Below are 17,687 nucleotides of genomic sequence, written 5' to 3' on the forward strand. Positions count from 1 at the left end.
CGCCATGCATCCTCTGCTTACCTTCGCCTCGGGACTGGTTGCCGGCATCGTCGGCGTCAAACTGCTGAAGAAGGCCACGCCCCCGGCTGCCGCCCAGTTGGACGACATTGGCGGCAAGGCTCGCCAGGGTCTGGCCCAGGCCCAGAGCAGCCTGCGCGACGCGACCGTGTCAGGCCTCTCCGCCATCGAGAAGTCCTCGGCCAGTCTGCGGGCCAAGCTGACCCCCGCCGCCGCCGAACCCGTCAAGGCGGCGAAGGCGGCCAAACCCGCCCGTGCCCGCAAGGCTCCGGTCCGCAAGGTCAAGGCCGCCCCGGCGGCCGATGGCGGAACCACCCCGTGAAGCGCAAACGGCGCGACGGCAAGGCGGCCGCCGCTTCCACCACCGAGGTCTTCGTGCGCGGCTTCATCGCCACGGCGCTGCTGTCGGCCCTGCAGGACCGTGCCGCCGGAAGTGCCTCGCCGCCCTGGCGGAGGATCCTCCGCCACGGCCTCCAGGGCGGCGCGGCCCTGGCGGCCGGCACCAAGGCGGCCGAGGCCATCGGACGCCGCGACTACCGCACCGGCACGGCGGCCGTGATCGCCGGCGCCACCGTCATCGTGGCGGCCGAGACCGCATTGCAGATCCCCCACACCCAGGAGAATCCCCTTGGCCAAGAAGAAGCGTAAGAAGGCGAAGAACGGCAAGCATGACGGCACCTGGAACGCCGCCCAGGCCCCGCAGGGCCAGGGGGGTATGCTGGGGGGCCTGACCCGCCTGCTGCCCGGCCAGCCGTCCGAGCAGTTCCTGGTGGGCGCCCTGATCGGCGCCGCCGCCACCTATGTCCTGGCCGACGAGGCGTTGCGCGGCAAGCTGATCCGCTCGGGCCTCAAGCTCTATTCCGAACTGGCGGGAGGCTTGGCCGAGATGAAGGAACAGGCCGCCGATATCCAGGCGGAACTGGCGGCCGAGCAAGGCTGATGGCCGAGCCCCGGCTGGCGACGCCCTGGCTGGCGGCGGTGGAGATCGTTCACCGCCTGTCCGGACGGGTTCGGCTGCGTTATCGCTTCCCGCGCGGAGTGGTGGCCGATGTCGCCGGATTGGAGCGCCTGACCACCAGCCTCTGCGGCGTCACGTCGGTACGGGCCAACGCCCATGCCCGTTCGCTGACCGTAACCTTCGATCCCGACGTCACCGATGCCGAGACCCTGCGCGAAGGGGTATCCGTACTGGCGCCGCCGTCCGGGATCAAGCCGTCACGGCCATGTGACCGCGGGCCGGTGGCCGCCGCCCTGGCCACCCTGCTGGGAACCGGCCTGCTGCCGCCGCCCCTGCGGCTGCCGGTCTCGCTGGCCGGTGCGCTGCCGCTGCTGCGCCACGCGGCGACCGATTACCGCGAAAGCGGCGTGACCTCGCACGTGCTGGAAGGCATGGCGGTGGCCATTTCGCTTGGCCGGTCCGATTACACCGCCGCCAACACCACCACCTTCATGCTGGCGCTCGGCGAGTACATGGAGGATTCCATCGCCCGGCGTTCCGACGAATTGCTGAAGCATCTGCTGCGTCCGGCCAGTGACGAGATCTGGGTCCTGCGCGATGGAGTCGAGATTTTGGAGCCCGCCGCCACCGTGGTGGTGGGCGACACGGTGATCATCGCCACCGGTTCGGTCATTCCGGTGGACGGTACGGTGCTGAGCGGCGAAGCCACCGTCAACGAGGCGGCCATGACCGGCGAAAGCATCTCGGTGGTCAAGACCCGGGGCTCGTCCGTGCTGTCCGGCACCCTGGTCGAGGAGGGCCGGCTGGCCGTCTACGCCGAGCAGGTGGGAAGCAGCACGGCCGCCGCGCGCATCGCCGATTACGTCGAGCAATCCCTGGTCGCCAAGAGCGAGGCGCAACTGGAGGCCTCGCGGCTGGCCGACCGGCTGGTGCCCACGGTACTGAAGCTGGCCGGCGGGTCCTTCCTGCTGTCGGGCGACTGGCGCCGCGCCGCCTCGGTGCTGCAGGCCGACTATTCCTGCGCCCTGAAGCTGGCCACGCCGGTAGCTTTCAAATCGGCCATGTTCGGGGCGGGCAAGGCGGGAATCCTGGTCAAGGGCGCCACGGCGCTGGAGCGTCTGGCCAGCGCCGACACCTTCATCTTCGACAAGACCGGCACGCTGACCTCCGGCGTGCTGGCGGTCACCGACGCCGTCACCTTCGACGCTCAGTACAGCCCCGATGACCTGATCTGCCTGGCGGCCTCGGTGGAGGAACATTACTTCCACCCGCTGGCCATGGCCGTGGTCAGCGCGGCGCGGGCCACCCACAACCGCCACTTCGACCATCAGGAAGTGCAGTTCATCGTCGCCCACGGCGTGGCCAGCGTGGTGGACGGCAAGCGGATCGTGGTGGGGTCGCGCCATTTCATCGAGGAAGACGAGGCCATCGACACCTCGGGGCACAAGGAAGAGATCGACCACCTCTACCGCGACGGCAAGACCTTGCTGTTCATCGGCTATGGCGGACAGCTTCTCGGTCTGCTCGCCCTCAAGGACAGTATCCGTCCGACCAGCGCCGCCACGGTCCGCCGGCTGCGCGAATTGGGGGCGAGGCGCATCCTGATGCTGACCGGCGACCATCGCGAGCGGGCGGAGGAACTGGCCACCGCACTCGGTCTCGACGGCTTCCACGCCGAACTGATGCCCGAGGACAAGGCCCGCATCATCGCGGAGATGAACGCCCAGGGTGCCCGCATCGCCTTCATCGGCGACGGCATCAATGACGCCCCCGCCCTGGCGGGAGCCCATGTGGGCATCGCCATGCAGAAGGGCGCCGACATCGCACGCCTCACCGCCGACATCGCCCTGCTGGAGGACGAGGTCGAGCGGGTGGCCGACGCCAAGGAGGCCGCCAACGCGGTGATGGGCCTGATCAAGACCAACTACCGGGCGACGGTCGGCCTCAACACCGCCATCCTGGGCGCGGCGGCCCTGGGATTGCTGTCGCCCATCGCCACCTCGGTGCTGCACAACGGCACCACCATCGGCATCCTGCTCAACGCGCTGCGGCGGCGCGGCGCGAGACAGACCGTCAAAGGCTGATTTCCCACCGTCCCGGATCAGGCCCTGGCGGCCTGTCCGCCGGCCATTCCCCGTCCCGCCTTTGTCATGGACAGAAACCGCAGGCACTGCTGCTCGCGGTCATAGCCCAGAAGCGTGCCCAGGATGAAATCCTCCTCGGGCGTCAGGCGGCACAACGGCTTGGTGACCATGTGGCGGACCAGTTGGACACAGGCCTTCCGCCCGAAGAAGACGTTGACCTTCTTCGGGCTGACCGGCTGGGCGTGGTGTTCGATGGATTCGGTCCGCAGCCGCGTAGCGACCTCTGTCGCCTCCTGGGCGGTCATGGTCATCATGAACAACTGGCGGACACCCTTGCGGTACTCATAGAGCCTGTGGACGAGATCGCCCATGGTCGCCGATTTCATCGCAACTGCTCCAGCCATGCGTCGATACGGCCATTGGTCAGGTTGGACTGCGTGTCCTCATCCAGGGCAAGGCCGACGAACCGGCCGTCCCTCAACGCCGTGGAGCACGAAAAATCATACCCCGCGGTATCGGTGAAGCCGATCACCTCGGCCCCTCGGGCCACCACCTTGTCGTACAGGATGCCCATGGCATCGACGAAGCTGTCCGGATAGGTCATCTGGTCGCCGGTACCGAACAAAGCTACCTTGCGGGACAGAAGGTCGGCGCCTTTCAACTGATTGATGTAAAGGTCCCAATCGGTCTGCAATTCACCCATGCCATAGGTGGGACCGCCGAGAATCAGCAGGTCGCAGCCCTCGTAGTCGGCCGTCCGCGCCTCTTGAACGTCAAGAAGGCGCGCCCCTATCCTCTTGGCGATCCTGGAAGCCACCTCCTTGGTGGCTCCGGCATCCGAACCAAAGATCACGGTCACATTCATGCCCGGCTCCTATCCTGCTGTAATCGGGCTATGCTATCGCGAGTGATAATCAATCGCAACACTGCAATGTGACGCCCACCTCCGTCGTCAGCGTTTTCACACACCATCCTTCGCTGGCAGGTATCCCTTGGCCCCCACGGCAAGGACGCGTTCGAACGCTTGAAGGCGGGAGGAACATCACCTCCCCGCCTCGTGCGGGATTCCATCGCGGCCCTGATCTTTTGTAGCCTTACAGCCGTCCCATCAGGCCTCGATACTTGGCCAATAGCGCATCCGGTCCCTCCACACGCTCGGGATTGACGATGATGCAATCCACCGGGCAGTGCTCGATGCATTGAGGCCGGTCGTAATGGCCGACGCATTCGGTGCAGCGGTCGGGATCGATCACGAAAATCTCGTCGCCCTGGGTGATGGCCTGGTTGGGGCATTCCTGTTCGCAGACGTCGCAATTGATGCACTGGTCGGTGATCAGCAGGGCCATGGCCCGTCTCCTTTGTCAGACAAGCAGATAGAGGGCGGCCAGCCCCACCGACAGGATGGCGAAGACAATCCTGGCGCGGATATCGGCGACGAGGCTCCAGCCCAGCCGTCCGCTCCAGACCACGCCCAGCCCCACAAACGGCCAACGCAGCCAGGGCAGCAGATCAAGGCGTTCCAGCAGGGCCAGGGAATGCTCGACCGCCCCCAGGAACAGCCCGAACCCGGCCAGGGGGATCAGGGCATAGGCCAAACGCTTCCACCCCGCCCGGCCCGCCGCCAGCACCAGCGACGCGGCGACGGCGCATCCCAGCGCCAGCGCCACCCCCAGGATGGCCGCCGGCTCGCCGGTCCAGTGAAAGCCGGCGAAGCACAGACCCACCAGCACAAAGCAGATGCCCACCGCGTCCCAGGGCCGCGCCTCGTCGTCCCGGAGCGTGATGATTTCCGAGCCCGGGGGCCGCCACGACAGCTCAACCGCGCCGCGATGGCCCGAGCAGCGGCCGCACATATTGCATTTCTCGTTGCTGGTCAGCCGGCGCACGTCCAGCAGCAAGGGGCAGTCCACCGGCTTGGGGGCCGGGCGGGGCGCCGCATCCCATGCCGCGCGGTCCACCTTGAAATGCAGCGCCGAGGCCCGCGCCAGCAGCGAGAACACGGCTCCAGCCGGGCAGAGATAGCGGCACCACACGCGGCGCCCCTTGCCGAACCACAGACCGGTAGCCAGGGCCAGAGCCGACATGGTGCCCACCGCCGCCAGGGTGCCCCAGGCCGAGCGATGGGCGTCCAGGGCATCGCTGAACAGGGTCACCATGGCGAAGGCCAGCAGCGGCCACCAGCCCCAGCGCAGGGCTTCGGTGGGCTTGGCGCCATGGCCGTGGCGGCTGGCGCATTCGGTGACGGTGCCGTCCGGGCACAGCACGCCGCACCAGAACTGGCCGAACACCATCACCGACAGGATCACCGCCGGCCACCAGACGCCCCAGAACACCGCCTCGGCCACCCGGCCCAGGCCGCTGGCCGGTGCCAGGACAGGCCCCAGCAACAGGGCGAAATACACCAGCGCCATGCTCCACTGAAGGCGGCGGACCACATCCTGGCGACGGTGGAGAAAATCGCCGACCGCCTTCATGCAAGCGCGTCCAGGGCTCGCCGGGCCGACTTGCGCACCTCGACGTCGGTATCGCTCAGGGCCTCGGTCAGGGCGGGCACCGCCGAGCGATCACCGATGGCGGCCAGGGCGTTGACCGCCTCGCGCCGCAGATTGCCGATGGCGTGGGACAATTGGCCGATCAGGGCGGGCACCGCCGCCGGAGCCTTCAGCTTGCCCAGCGCCACCGCCGCCTTGAGGCGCACCTGCCAGTACTGGTCGTCGAGGGCGATGATCAGGCCGCCCACCGCCATGCCGGGCAGCAGCTTGCCCAGGGTTACCGCCGCCTCTTCCCGCGTCTGCCAGTCGGCGTCACGCAACCCCAGCAACAAGGCGGGAGCCGCCGCTTCCGGATCGGCGAAGCCCAGCGCGCCGACTGCGGCGCGGCGCACCTCGGCATCACCATCCACGGCGATGCGTTCGGTCAAACCCGCCACGGCGCCGGAATGACGCAGATAGCCCAGCACACGCACCGCCTCCAGCCGTACCGAGGCCAGGGGATCACCGAGGCAATCCAGCGCCGGCTCCAGCGCGCCGTCCTGCCGCAGCTTGCGCAAACCGGCAAGGACGGCCGCCCTCGCCTGCCCCTGCGCTCCCTCGAGGCGGACCAGGAGCACCGGCCCGGCGGCGGGATCGAGAATCTCCACCAGGGATTCCGCCGCCGCCGCCCGGATTTCGGCATCCTCGTCCCCCAAGCGGTCCACCAGGGCGTTGACGCCATCGCCGGACGCATCTCCCTCCAGGGCCTTGACCGCCTCCAGCCGCACGCCGGCATCCTCGTCGCGGCTCGCGCGGGCGAACAGGTGGGAATGGTCATGAACCCAATCCACCGCCTGCATCACCGCGATACGGCGGATATCCGGATCGGGCTGATCCAGGGCGGCGATCAGGGCGATGATCTCGCTATCGGGCATGACCGCCTCAGCGCAGCAGGTAGGGAATGGCTACGGTGATCGCCTTGGTCGGGCAATCGTGCTGGCAGGGCAGGCAGTACCAGCACTCGTCATAGGCCATGCGCACCTTGCCGTCCGGGCCGATGGCCAGGATGTCGGTGGGGCAGACGTCGATGCAGGTGCGGCATCCCTTGGCGGCGATGCATTTGTCGTGGTCGATGGTGACGGAGGGTTGGGTAAGATGGGTCATGGCTGTCACTCCGCTGCCGTATCGATGCGCAGCTGGTTGTAGGCGTCGCGCTCGTCGTCGCCGACCGGCACGATGTAGGGATCGACGGGGCGCTTGAAGAGCTCCGGCTTGCCGTCGGCGCCCTTCCTGACCTCCACGAAGCAGAACCACTCGGCATCGTTCCGGAATTCATGGTCGGTGCGGTAGTGATAGAGGCCCCAGCGGCTCTCGGTGCGATAGAGCGAGGCGTGGGCGGCCAGCTCGGCGCAATCGACGATGGCGTAGATCTCGAGCGCCCGCATCAGTTCGTGGGGATTGTTGGCCTTGAGGCGCTTGAGGTCTTCGCGGATCTCGGCGAAGCGGGCAAGGCCGATCTCCATCTTGCGCGTCACCTTGGGCGGCTGCAGGTAGTCGTTGACCATGCGGCGCAGCTTGTACTCCACCTGGGCGGGCTCCAGCCCGTCGGCGCGCAGCAGCGGTGCGAAGACCCTTTCGCGCTCGGTCTCCACCTGCGCCTCGTCCAGAGCCGGCAGTTCCAGACCCACCACGTAATCCGCCGCGTCCTGGCCGGCGATCATGCCGAACACCATGGCGCCCAGCATGTAGTTATGGGCCACGTTGCACAGATCACCGGCGGCGTAGAGGCCGGGCACCGTGGTCCGCGCATTCTCGTCCACCCAGACGCCGGATGCCGAATGACCGCCGCACAGCCCGATCTCCGAGATATGCATCTCCACCAGATCGCGGCGGTAATCGGTGTGGCGGCCCTGATGGAACAGACCGCGTGTCGGGCGCTCGGTGATGTGGAGCACGTTTTCGATCTTCCTGACCGTCTCGTCGGCCAGATGGTCGAGCTTGAGAAAGACCGGCCCGTTGCCGCTTTCCAATTCGCGCCAGAATTCCAGCATCATCTGGCCCGACCAGTAGTCGCTCTTGATGAAACGCTCGCCCTTGGCATTGACGGTGAAGCCGCCGAACGGGCCGGTGACGTAGGCGCAGGCCGGGCCGTTGTAATCCTTGATCAGCGGATTGATCTGGAAGCACTCCAGCCCCGACAACTCGGCACCGGCGTGATAGGCCATGGAATAGCCGTCGCCGGCATTGCACGGATTCTCATAGGTGCCGAACAGATAGCCCGAGGACGGCAAGCCCAGCCGCCCCGCCGCCCCGGTGCACAGCACCACGGCACGCGCGCGGATCACCACGAACTCGCCCGAGCGGGAATCCAGCGCCATGGCGCCGGCGATACGGCCATCGGGCGCGGTCAGCAGCCGGGTGGTGATCAGGCGGTTGCTGACCTCGATGCCCAGCTTCTTGATCTGCTTGAAGATCACCTTCTTGATGGCATAGCCCTCGGGCATGGGCAGAACGTAGGAGCCCATGTGGTGCACCTTCTTGACCGCGTAATCGCCGGTCTCGTCCTTCTCGAACTTGACGCCCCAGGAATCCAGCTCGCGGATCATCGCCTCGGAGCGGGTGGCATAGGCCCAGATGGTCTTCTGGTTGACGATGCCGTCATTGGCGATGGTGATTTCCTTGACGTATTGCTCGGGGGTGGCGTGGCCCTCGATGACGGCGTTATTGACGCTGTCCATGCCTTCGGCGATGGCTCCGGCCCGCTTGACGTTGGCCTTGTCCAGCAGCAGCACCCGAAGCGCCGGGTTCTTTTCCTTGGCCTTGATGGCGGCCAGCGGCCCGGCGGTGCCGCCGCCGATCACCAGGATATCGGTCTCCATCTGGCGGGTCTGGATCTCAGTCTGTGGCATGGAGCACTCCTCGAATGGGGCGGGTCTTGACCTCACCTTGCCCGAGCGTCCGGCCGGCGTTGAGCAACTAATTGCCCAGGAATTCCACATCGTGCGGATGGACAACTACTGGCATAGAATATTAATCTTGTAGATTTTAGATTGACTCATCACCCGAGCTTCGAGCAACGTCGGGGGAACGCAATTCCTCCCGCAGGAGACAGGGGATATGAGCCTTCGCACCGCCCTCCTCACCGGCACCGCCATCCTGGCCCTGACCAATCAGGCCCAGGCGGAAGCCATCCGCATCGGGGTCGGGCACCAGAGCATGTGCACCGACACCTATTCGGCCGGCATCATCGTCAAGGAACTGAAGCTGCTGGAAAAGCACCTGCCCAAGGACGGCAAGTACAAGGACGCCCAGTACGAACTGGCATGGAACGACTACACGTCGGGACCGCCGATCACCAACATGATGCTGGCCAACAAGCTGGATTTCGGCGTGATGGGCGACTATCCGCTGATCGTCAACGGCGCCAAGTTCCAGCAGACCGAATCCCTGCGCAGCCTCTATATCGCCGGCACCGGTTACAATCTGAAGGGCAGCGGCAATTCGGTCGTGGTGCCGGTGGAATCCGATATCTACAGCTTCGAGCAGTTGAAGGGCCGCAGCATCTCGACCCCGGTGGGCAGCGCCGCCTGGGGAACCCTGCTGAAGGCGTTGCAGGACAACGGCATCAAGCCGGACGAGATCACGCTGAAGGACCAGAGCCCGCCGGTGGGCGCCGCCAACATCGCCCAGAAGAAGATCGACGCCCATGCCGATTTCTGCCCGTGGTCCGAGCTGATGGAATATCGCGGCACCGGCCGTAAGATCTACGACGGCAGCGAGGCCGGCATCCCCTATCTCCACGGCGTGGTGGTCCGCAAGGATTTCTCCGAGAAATATCCGGAAGTGGTGGTCGCCTTCCTCAAGGCGGTGATCGAGGCCGGCAAGTGGGTCGAGGAGGACCCGGTGCGCGCCGCCGAATCCCTGGAAAAGTGGACCGGCATCGAGAAGGAGGTGCAGTACCTGTATTTCTCGCGCGGCGGCCACCTGACGCTTGACCCGACCATCAAGGCCAAGTGGGTCGAGACGCTGAAATACGATCACGGCATCCTGGCCAAGGAGCGCCAGATTCCGCCCCTGGATTTCACGGCCTGGATCAATGACGGCTTCATCCGGCAGGCGTTCAAGGAATTGGACCTGGACTACGACCGCCAGGCGGCGGCCCTGGTCGATCCGGCCAGTCGCAAGCACCAGTTGCTGCCCGAGTTGTGGCACCCCCGCGACGGCCTCAAATCGTTCATCAGCAACGCCGATCTGCTGAAGAGCGCCGCCGAGTTCGCCGCTTCGGGCCAGAAGGTCAACGCCACCTATGTCTATGACGAGGTGACGGGGCTGAAGCTGCTGGGCAAGGTCGCCTTCTACGTCCAGGGCAAGGACGGCGCCGTCGGCAGCTTCCTGCGCAAGGCCGACGCCGAGCAGGCGGCCAGGCAGCGGGGCGGCACCGTGCTGGCCTACGCCGACGCCCTGGCCGCCGCCGCTCCGAAGCCGTGACGGACAGCGAGGCCACGATGCCGAAATTCCCGCCCATCGTGGCTCCCGGCCGCACCACGATCCGCATCCTTGCCATTCTTGCCGCTATCGGGTTATGGCACCTGGGCTCGGTCAACCATCTGTCCTTCGGCCTCTCCTTCGAGAATGTTCCCTCGCCGGTCCGGGTCGCCGCCGAAATCGTCGATCTGGCTGCCGGCCGGGATATCTGGTCCCACCTGCTGATCAGCGTCCAGCGCGTGGCCCTCAGTTTCGTCCTGGCCGCCATCCTTGGTATCGCCGCCGGGCTGGTCATGGGACGCTACCGGATCGCCCGCGACATCCTGATCCCCTATATCGAGATCCTCCGCCCCATTCCGGCGGTGGCCTGGATTCCACTGGCGATCCTGATGTGGCCGACCGAGGAATCCAGCATCTTGTTCATCACCTTCCTGGGCGCGCTGTTTCCCATCGTGCTCAACACCATCCACGGCGTCGAGCAGACCCAGGCCATCCTGGTCCGGGCCGCCCGATCACTGGGAGCGCGGGAAGTGGACATCTTCCGCCATGTGGTGCTGCCCGGCGCCCTGCCCTCCATCGCCACCGGCTTGGCCATCGGCATGGGGGTGTCGTGGTTCTCGCTGCTGGCCGGCGAAATCATCAGCGGCCAGTACGGTATCGGCTACTTCACCTGGGTGTCCTACAGCCTGGTCCAGTACCCCCGCATCATCGTCGGCATGCTGGCCATCGGCGGGCTGGGAACATTATCCACCTGGCTGGTCCGCCGGGCGACCGCCCCGCTGCTGACATGGCAGGCGGGAGGTCGCTGAGATGGCCGCCCGCATCCTTCGCCATGCGCTGTTGCTGATCCTGGCCTATTACGGCCTGTTGCTGGCGGGCGCCGTGCTGCGCTTCGAGGCCTTGCCCGATTACGCCCGGTTCTATCCCTGGGCCGAGAACATCCGCGGCATCCTGACCGGCACGCCATCGTGGCGCGACGCCCTGCTCATCGCCCTGGACGAGCCGCTGTTCGAGACCGGCCGCACCCTGCCGGATTACACCATCGCCGAATGGAGCCTGACCATCGTCCCCGACAAACTGGCGGCCATCGCCGCCGTCGCGACGCTGCTGGCGATCCACTGGCATCTGGCCCGCCGCTCCTGCCGTTTGGGCGCGGCGGCCCTCAGCGGTGCCGGTTCCGTGGCCTCGGCCCTGACCTCGGCGACCCTGGGGTGGACGGTATGCTGCTCCACCCCCTCCTGGGTGGTGATCCTCGCCATGCTCGGCCTGTGGGCTCCCACCGCCATGGCCGTGGAATCCTACGGCCCCCCGATCACCATTGCCGGGCTGGTCCTGCTGGGCGCCGGAGTGGTCCTGCAGGTCCGCGCCAACCGTGGAGACGCACAAGCATGAACGCCCTGCCCAACCGCCGCAGCCTGACCGTCACACGTGGCCGGGTGGACGTCCAGCGTCTGTCGGTCAGCTTCGGCGACCACCCCGCCGTGGAGGATTTCTCCATCGAGATCGAACCGGGCGAGTTCGTCTGCCTGCTGGGGCCGTCAGGCTGCGGCAAATCGACGGTGCTCAATGCGGTGGCGGGCTTCCTGAGGCCGGTGCACGGCCGGGTGGCGGTGGACGGCGACCAGGTCGACAGACCGGGGCCTGAACGCGGCATGGTGTTCCAGCAGCATTCGCTGTTTCCCTGGAAGACCGTGCTGGAAAACGTCGCCTTCGGGCCGCGCATGCAGGGCAGGACCCGCGCCGAGGCCCGGGAACTGGCCAAGGAATACCTGGACCTGGTCGGTCTGGGCGGGTCCGCCGGCCGCTATCCCGCCACACTCTCGGGAGGCATGCAGCAGCGGGTCGGCATCGCCCGCGCCCTGGTCAACCATCCCAGCGTGCTGCTGATGGACGAGCCGTTCGGAGCCCTGGATGCCCAGACGCGGGCCATCATGCAGGAAAGCCTGCTGCGCCTGTGGGGCCAAACCGGCAACACCGTGCTGTTCGTTACCCACGATATCGACGAAGCGCTGTTCCTGGCCGACCGGGTGGTGGTGATGAGCGCCGCGCCGGGGCGGGTTCTGCTCGACCTGCGCCTCGACCTGCCCCGGCCCCGGCCGGAAGACGTCTTCGCCTCCCCCCAATTCGCCGACTACAAGCGCCAATGCCTGAAACTGATCAGACAGGAAAGCCGCCGAGCCTTCGATTTCATCGATGGCGCCGGAATCTGAGGAGGACCCCATGGCCACCAATGCCCCAGGCGCCCGCGCCTTGCCCGCGCCGTCGCTGCACCTGCACGAGGAGGACGGCGCGGCTCTCAGCCCCAACCTGCTGGCCGGGCTAACCGACGAGGAATACGCCCAGGTCCTGGCGGTGTCCTCGGTCCAGCACCACGCGGCGGGAGCCACGGTGTTCCACCAGGGCGACCACCACGACGGCATCTTCATCATCCTGGCCGGTCAGGTGCGCAGCTACTACACCGGCCCGTCGGGACGCGAGATCACCCTGGCCTACTGGTCACCGGGCAATTTCGTCGGCGGTCCGGAAATCTTCGGCGGCAGTCCGCACATGTGGTCGGGCCAGGCCATCCGCCCGACCCAGGTCCTGCATGTACGGGGCCGTGAGCTGCGCCAGTTGCTGGACCGGCTGCCCCGCCTCACCCTGGCCCTGGTCGAGGCCCTGGTCCACAAGGGCAAGGCCTATTCCGCCCTGATCCACATGCTGGGCACCCGCTCGGCCGCCGAACGCCTCGCCCAGTTGCTGTTGCTGATGGCCAATCTGGACGGCCGAAGGGTACCCGAAGGCATCGCCATCAGCCGCACCCTGACCCAGGAGGATCTGGCCAAGATGGTCGGCTCCACCCGGCAATGGGTCACCACCACCCTGGAACGCTTCCGCGAACAGGGCATGGTGGACGTCACCCCCAGCCGAATCCTCATCCGCGACGAAGAGCGCCTGCGCCGCTTCGCCGGTTAACCGAGAGAAAGATCATGTCCGTCACCCTGCCTCAGCCCCCCATCTTCGTCATCGGCCCCGAGCGGTCGGGCACCACCCTGGTGATGGCCATGCTCGGCAATCATCCCCATATCGCCGTGCCCGAGGTGGCGTGGTTCTATCCCCGCTTCCGGCCCTATGCCCACACCTACGGCGATCTGTCCGTAAAGGCCAACTTCCGCACCCTGGTGGAAGAGATGATCTTCGGCCTGAAGACGCCGCTGTGGGACCTGCCGGTCAATCCGCGCGTCATCGTCGATGAACTGGTACAAGCCGCGCCCGAGCGCAGCTTCGCCGGGGCCTACGCCGCCATTCTGGGGCGCTATGCCGAATATCTGGGCAAGCCGCGCTGGGGCGAGAAGACCCCATACAACCTGTTCTTCGTGGACCAGATCCTCGAGGACTTCCCCAACGCCCAGTTCGTGGTCATCACCCGTGATGGCCGCGACGCCAGCGCCGATTACCTGGAATCCTCGTTCGGCCCCACCAATATCCTGGCAGCGGCCGAAATATGGGCGCTCAATCAGCGGACCATCGCGGCGGCCCGCACCAGGGTCTCCGCCACCCAGTGGTTCGATGTGCGCTACGAAACCCTGGTACGCCAGCCCGAGGCCGAGTTGGAGCGCATCGCCGCCTTCCTGGGTGTCGAGTACAGCCCGGCCTTCCTGGAGTTCCACACCACCGCCATCGCCCAGGCGCGCGGCGCCCAGCGCGACCATGCGCCGCTGGGCCACCCGGTCAGCGACCGCTATATCGGCATCCACAAGACCCTGCTGTCGCTCCGCGACCAGCGCATCTTCGCCCATGTGGCCGGCAAGGAGCTGACCGAGGCCGGCTACGAGGTGGATGTCGAGCCGTTGCAGCCCACCGAGGCCGAAATTCGCCGCTGGCGGGACTACGACGCCCGCATCCGTGCCGCCACCCTGGACAGCGAGGACGGCCACATCGTTTATGAAAGCTACAACGACTGGCTGGTGGACCAGCGCGAGGCGCGCCGCCGCGCCGGGGTATGGTCGGAGCATCCGGCGCCGCCCCCCTTCCCCATCGCCACCCCCCACGAGGAACTGGTCCAGGGTTTCCGCGCCTGGCGACACTGGAAGGAGACGTTCGGTGTCAAGCGCCGCTATACGTCGAGCCGCCCGGTTCTCTAGCGACCTGGGCGCCGCGCTGGGCGGCCTGGGGCTGCTGGTCGGCCTGTGGGCGGCGGCGGCGGCGGGACTGGGCAATCCGGTCCTGCTGCCCAGCCCATGGGAAGTGGCCGGCGTCGCGGGTGAAGTGGCGTTCTCCCCCGCCTTCATCCGCGATCTGGGGGCATCCCTGCGGCGGGTCCTGGGCGGCTATGCCCTGGCATCGGTGGCGGCGGTTCCACTGGCGCTCGCCATGGCGGCCTGGGGTCCGTTGCGCCGCTCGCTGCTGCCGGTGGTCAGCCTGTTGCGGCCCATCCCGCCCATCGCCTGGATTCCCCTGGCCATCCTGTGGTTCGGCCTGGGAGACGCGCCCAGCTTCTTCATCACCGCCATCGCCGCCTTCTTTCCCATCTTCCTCAACGCCTTCGCCGGCGGCCTGGCGGTGAGCCGCCGCCATCTGGATGCCGCCCGCTGCCTGGGAGCCAGCCATCGGGCGCTGTTGCTGGAAGTCAGGCTGCCCGCCGCCCTGCCCATGGTGGTCACCGGATTGCGTATCGGCCTGGGGCAGAGCTGGATGGCGGTGGTCACCGCCGAGCTGATCGCAGCCCAATCCGGGCTGGGCTACATGATCCAGTCCAACCGTCTGACGCTACAGACCGCCCATGTGCTGGTGGGCATGACCACCATCGGGACGCTGGGCGCCCTGATGACCTGGGCCTTCACCCTGGCGGAAAGCCGCCTTCTCGTCCCCTGGCAGGAGAAATGACATGACCCGATTGCTGGCCCTGGCGGTCACGCTGCTTCTCACCATGCCGGCGCTGGCCCAGGAAAAGCTGCGGCTGGGCTATCCCGCCGGCATGAACGGCCAGATCGTCACCATTTTGGAAAAAGGCAATCTCGCCTCCGTGCGGGGCCTGGACGTGGAGTACACCTTCTTCCAGAACGGCCCGCCCATGATGGAGGCTTTCGCCGCCGGACAGCTGGACGTCGCGGTGACCAGCCTGATGCCATTGGCCACTTTCGCCGCCCGCCTGCCGGGCCAGGCGGTGATCATCTCGGGGCTCGGCCATTCCAGCTACGGTCTTCTGGTCAAGCCCGACAGCCCCGTCACCGGGCTGGCCGATCTCAAGGGCAAGCGGATCGCCGTCTCCTTCGGTTCCGACAGCCATCTCGACCTGCTGGCGTCGCTGGCCGAGGCCGGGATAGACCCGGCGGCCGCGGTCGAGTTGCTGAACATCCAGCCCGCCGAATTGCCGGTGGCCCTGGAAAAGGGCCATGCCGACGCCATCGTCATCCGCCAGCCCCAGATTCCACGGCTGCAGCAGGCCTTGGGCGCCCGGCTGATCAGGAGCTGGCCCCATGTCTACGTGGTCCTGGCCCGCGCCGCCTATCTGGAAAGGCACTCCGACGCCATCAGGTTACTGATCGGCGCCCTGGCGGATTCGGTGGCATTTATCCGCGCGCGCCCGGAACAGGCCGCCGAATGGTTCGGCGAAAAGCTGCGGGTCGATGCCGCCACGATCAGGCGGGTGTCGGCCGAAAATCCGCTGATCGCATCCCCCCACCAGCAGCACCTGGGCGTTACTGCGGAACTGCGGGCCGTCACCGCCCGCTGGATGGCGGGGGCGTACAGGTGGGGCCTGATCAAGACTCCGGTGGATACCGGCCGCCTGTTCCTGCCATAGGGGCCACATGATCCGCCTCAGATGTCGTACATCAGCACCGCTTCGGCGCGGACCTTGCTGATCCGCATGTCGGCCAGCGAGGTGTTGTCGAGAATGGCGGCGATGGCGTCGCGCACATCCTGCATGACGGCGCGCACCGTGCACGCCGTCTCGTCGATGCAGTCCTCGCACGGACGGTAGGCGGTGCGCGACACGCAAGGGATGGGGGCCAGCGGGCCGTCCAGGATGCGCACGATGTCGCCGACCATGATGCGCTCGGCCGGCCGCGCCAGCACATAGCCGCCGCCCTTGCCCTTCTTGGACGACAGCAATCCCTGGTTCTTCATCTCCAGCAGGATGGCGTCGAGGAACTTCTTGGGAATACGCTCGGCCTCGGCCACCCCGGCGATCAGGCAGGGACCCTGCCCCTCGTGCCGGGCCAGATATACCATGGCCTTCAGGCCGTATTTCGCTTTGCTTGAGAGCATAACCCCACCCAATCAATAGACTGGCAGGAAAGACCAGCTTTCCGCCCCGGTCAAGCCGCCAATTTGCGCCGCAGGTGGTTGAGCAGATCCATGCGGGTGACCAACCCCAGGAATCGCTCGCCATCCACCACGATGGCCACCCAGCCGCGATCGAACAGCGGCAGCAGCCGTTCGGGCGCGGTTTCCAGCGGCACGGTCTCGATCTTGCGGGTCATGGCGTCCCGGACCGGCATGTCGAAACCGAATTTCCCCTCGTTCAGGGCGATCAGCACGTCGGATTCGTCCAGCAGGCCGATGCAGCCCTCGCCCACCACCACCGGCACCTGGGACACGTCGTGAACCCGCATGCGATTGTAGGCGGTGGACAGGGTATCGTCCGGCCGCACGGTGATCGCCGCCCCTTCGTCATGGCGCCGCGAGATCAGGTCACGCAGGTCGCCGTACTCGTTGCGCTGCAACAGCCCCTGGTCGGCCAGCCAGGTTTCGTCGTGCAGGCGCGACAGATGACGGTTACCGGAATCGCAGACCAAGGTGGCCACCCGCTTGGGCTCGGTCTGCTCGCGGCAATAGCGCAAGGCGGCGGCCAGCAGGGTGCCCGACGACGAGCCGACCAGCAGCCCTTCGGTCCTCAGCACCAGACGCGCCGTGGCGAAGCTTTCCCGGTCGGAGATGGAATAGGCCTGGGTGACACGGGAAAAGTCGCTGATCAGCGGGACGCAATCGCCGCCGATGCCCTCCACCAGCCACGACCCCACCTCCCCCACCCGTCCGGTGCGGACGTAATCGGCCAGCACCGAGCCGCGCGGATCGGCCAGCACCATCTCGGTGGCCGGCGAACGGCGGGCGAAGAAACGGGCGAGCCCGGTGATGGTGCCACCCGAACCGGCCCCGGCCACCACCGCGTCCACCTGCCCGCCCAGTTGCTCCCACAATTCCGGACCGGTGCCGTCCTCGTGCGCCGCGGGGTTGGCCGGGTTGTTGAACTGGTCGATGAAGTGGGCGCCGGTCTCGGTCGCCACGCGGGCCGCCACGTTCCGGTAATGCTCGGGATGGCGGCGGGGAACATCGGAACGGGCCAGCACCACGTCGGCCCCCATGGCACGCAGATGGGCGACCTTGTCGAGGCCCGCCCTGTCGGGGATCACCAGGGTCAGGCGATAGCCGCGATGGGCGGCCAGCAGCGCCAGGGCCAGCCCGGTATTGCCGGCGGTGGCCTCCACCAGATGGCCGCCCGGCCGCAGCAGCCCCTCCCGCTCGGCGGCGCGCACCATGGACAGGGCGGCGCGGTCCTTGATGGAACCCGAAGGATTGCGGCTCTCCAGCTTCACGAACAAACGGCAGGGCGCCGTATCGAGGTTGGTCAGCTCGATCAGCGGGGTATTTCCGATCTGACTCAGCAGGTCGGCATCGCAGGCCATG

At 67.0% G+C, this 17,687-nt stretch carries 21 protein-coding genes; 12 read left to right on the forward strand and 9 right to left on the reverse strand.

The window, feature by feature from the left end; translation table 11 throughout:
* Nucleotides 1-4: 4 nt before the first annotated feature.
* The 4 genes from CP958_RS10500 to CP958_RS10515 are packed head-to-tail and all read left to right on the forward strand — an operon-like array spanning nt 5 to nt 3,060.
* On the forward strand, nt 5-340 hold the full coding sequence (locus tag CP958_RS10500) for a hypothetical protein (protein WP_096701913.1): 336 nt from the start codon (nt 5-7) through the stop codon (nt 338-340).
* Entirely contained in the window at nt 337-666 is a 330-nt protein-coding gene (locus CP958_RS10505; RefSeq protein ID WP_096701914.1) for a hypothetical protein, read from the forward strand. Before CP958_RS10500 ends, CP958_RS10505 begins: the two co-directional genes overlap by 4 nt.
* Complete coding sequence (locus tag CP958_RS10510) at nt 647-958, forward strand: YtxH domain-containing protein (RefSeq protein WP_096701915.1); 312 nt, start codon at nt 647-649, stop codon at nt 956-958. Before CP958_RS10505 ends, CP958_RS10510 begins: the two co-directional genes overlap by 20 nt.
* The gene (locus tag CP958_RS10515) at nt 958-3,060 is read left to right on the forward strand and encodes a heavy metal translocating P-type ATPase (protein ID WP_096701916.1); all 2,103 of its coding nucleotides are present in this window, start codon (nt 958-960) and stop codon (nt 3,058-3,060) included. The genes CP958_RS10510 and CP958_RS10515 overlap by 1 nt, the downstream gene beginning before the upstream one ends.
* A 17-nt stretch (nt 3,061-3,077) precedes the next feature.
* Here CP958_RS10515 and CP958_RS10520 read toward each other — a convergent pair whose 3' ends face one another.
* From CP958_RS10520 to CP958_RS10550, 7 genes are all read right to left on the reverse strand, one after another.
* On the reverse strand, nt 3,078-3,446 hold the full coding sequence (locus tag CP958_RS10520) for a DUF2023 family protein (RefSeq protein ID WP_242442838.1): 369 nt from the start codon (nt 3,444-3,446) through the stop codon (nt 3,078-3,080).
* On the reverse strand, nt 3,443-3,925 hold the full coding sequence (fldA, locus tag CP958_RS10525) for a flavodoxin FldA (protein ID WP_096701917.1): 483 nt from the start codon (nt 3,923-3,925) through the stop codon (nt 3,443-3,445). Before fldA ends, CP958_RS10520 begins: the two co-directional genes overlap by 4 nt.
* A 229-nt stretch (nt 3,926-4,154) precedes the next feature.
* Complete coding sequence (locus CP958_RS10530; RefSeq protein WP_096701918.1) at nt 4,155-4,406, reverse strand: YfhL family 4Fe-4S dicluster ferredoxin; 252 nt, start codon at nt 4,404-4,406, stop codon at nt 4,155-4,157.
* A 15-nt stretch (nt 4,407-4,421) separates the two neighbouring features.
* On the reverse strand, nt 4,422-5,534 hold the full coding sequence (locus tag CP958_RS10535; protein ID WP_096701919.1) for a 4Fe-4S binding protein: 1,113 nt from the start codon (nt 5,532-5,534) through the stop codon (nt 4,422-4,424).
* Nucleotides 5,531-6,466 (reverse strand): HEAT repeat domain-containing protein, encoded by a 936-nt coding sequence (locus tag CP958_RS10540; protein ID WP_096701920.1) that lies wholly within the window; start codon nt 6,464-6,466, stop codon nt 5,531-5,533. The genes CP958_RS10535 and CP958_RS10540 overlap by 4 nt, the downstream gene beginning before the upstream one ends.
* A 7-nt stretch (nt 6,467-6,473) precedes the next feature.
* Complete coding sequence (locus CP958_RS10545) at nt 6,474-6,695, reverse strand: 4Fe-4S dicluster domain-containing protein (protein ID WP_096701921.1); 222 nt, start codon at nt 6,693-6,695, stop codon at nt 6,474-6,476.
* Nucleotides 6,696-6,700: 5 nt separating this feature from the next.
* Entirely contained in the window at nt 6,701-8,440 is a 1,740-nt protein-coding gene (locus tag CP958_RS10550; protein WP_197706387.1) for a fumarate reductase/succinate dehydrogenase flavoprotein subunit, read from the reverse strand.
* A 208-nt stretch (nt 8,441-8,648) separates the two neighbouring features.
* Between CP958_RS10550 and CP958_RS10555 the strand changes: the two genes are divergently transcribed.
* The 8 genes from CP958_RS10555 to CP958_RS10590 are packed head-to-tail and all read left to right on the forward strand — an operon-like array spanning nt 8,649 to nt 15,801.
* Nucleotides 8,649-10,019, forward strand: coding sequence for an ABC transporter substrate-binding protein (locus CP958_RS10555; RefSeq protein ID WP_096701922.1), 1,371 nt, complete (start codon nt 8,649-8,651; stop codon nt 10,017-10,019).
* 17 nt (nt 10,020-10,036) lie between these two features.
* Complete coding sequence (locus tag CP958_RS10560) at nt 10,037-10,825, forward strand: ABC transporter permease (protein WP_096702047.1); 789 nt, start codon at nt 10,037-10,039, stop codon at nt 10,823-10,825.
* Nucleotide 10,826: 1 nt separating this feature from the next.
* Nucleotides 10,827-11,408: a hypothetical protein gene (locus CP958_RS10565; RefSeq protein ID WP_096701923.1), complete on the forward strand. Its 582-nt coding sequence runs from the start codon at nt 10,827-10,829 to the stop codon at nt 11,406-11,408.
* The gene (locus tag CP958_RS10570) at nt 11,405-12,226 is read left to right on the forward strand and encodes an ABC transporter ATP-binding protein (protein ID WP_096701924.1); all 822 of its coding nucleotides are present in this window, start codon (nt 11,405-11,407) and stop codon (nt 12,224-12,226) included. Before CP958_RS10565 ends, CP958_RS10570 begins: the two co-directional genes overlap by 4 nt.
* Before the next feature lie 10 nt (nt 12,227-12,236).
* Nucleotides 12,237-12,971: a Crp/Fnr family transcriptional regulator gene (locus CP958_RS10575; RefSeq protein WP_096701925.1), complete on the forward strand. Its 735-nt coding sequence runs from the start codon at nt 12,237-12,239 to the stop codon at nt 12,969-12,971.
* 14 nt (nt 12,972-12,985) lie between these two features.
* Nucleotides 12,986-14,140 (forward strand): sulfotransferase, encoded by a 1,155-nt coding sequence (locus CP958_RS10580; protein ID WP_096701926.1) that lies wholly within the window; start codon nt 12,986-12,988, stop codon nt 14,138-14,140.
* On the forward strand, nt 14,100-14,882 hold the full coding sequence (locus CP958_RS10585; protein WP_096701927.1) for an ABC transporter permease: 783 nt from the start codon (nt 14,100-14,102) through the stop codon (nt 14,880-14,882). The genes CP958_RS10580 and CP958_RS10585 overlap by 41 nt, the downstream gene beginning before the upstream one ends.
* A gap of 1 nt (nt 14,883) precedes the next feature.
* Entirely contained in the window at nt 14,884-15,801 is a 918-nt protein-coding gene (locus tag CP958_RS10590) for an NrtA/SsuA/CpmA family ABC transporter substrate-binding protein (RefSeq protein WP_096701928.1), read from the forward strand.
* Between the two features lie 17 nt (nt 15,802-15,818).
* Here the strand turns inward: CP958_RS10590 and CP958_RS10595 are convergent, their stop codons facing one another.
* Nucleotides 15,819-16,268 (reverse strand): Rrf2 family transcriptional regulator, encoded by a 450-nt coding sequence (locus CP958_RS10595; protein ID WP_096701929.1) that lies wholly within the window; start codon nt 16,266-16,268, stop codon nt 15,819-15,821.
* 50 nt (nt 16,269-16,318) lie between these two features.
* The gene (locus tag CP958_RS10600; protein WP_096702048.1) at nt 16,319-17,686 is read right to left on the reverse strand and encodes a pyridoxal-phosphate dependent enzyme; all 1,368 of its coding nucleotides are present in this window, start codon (nt 17,684-17,686) and stop codon (nt 16,319-16,321) included.
* Nucleotide 17,687 lies beyond the last annotated feature (1 nt).

The sequence above is a fragment of the Magnetospirillum sp. 15-1 genome, assembly GCF_900184795.1.
In the GTDB taxonomy this organism is placed as follows: domain Bacteria; phylum Pseudomonadota; class Alphaproteobacteria; order Rhodospirillales; family Magnetospirillaceae; genus Phaeospirillum.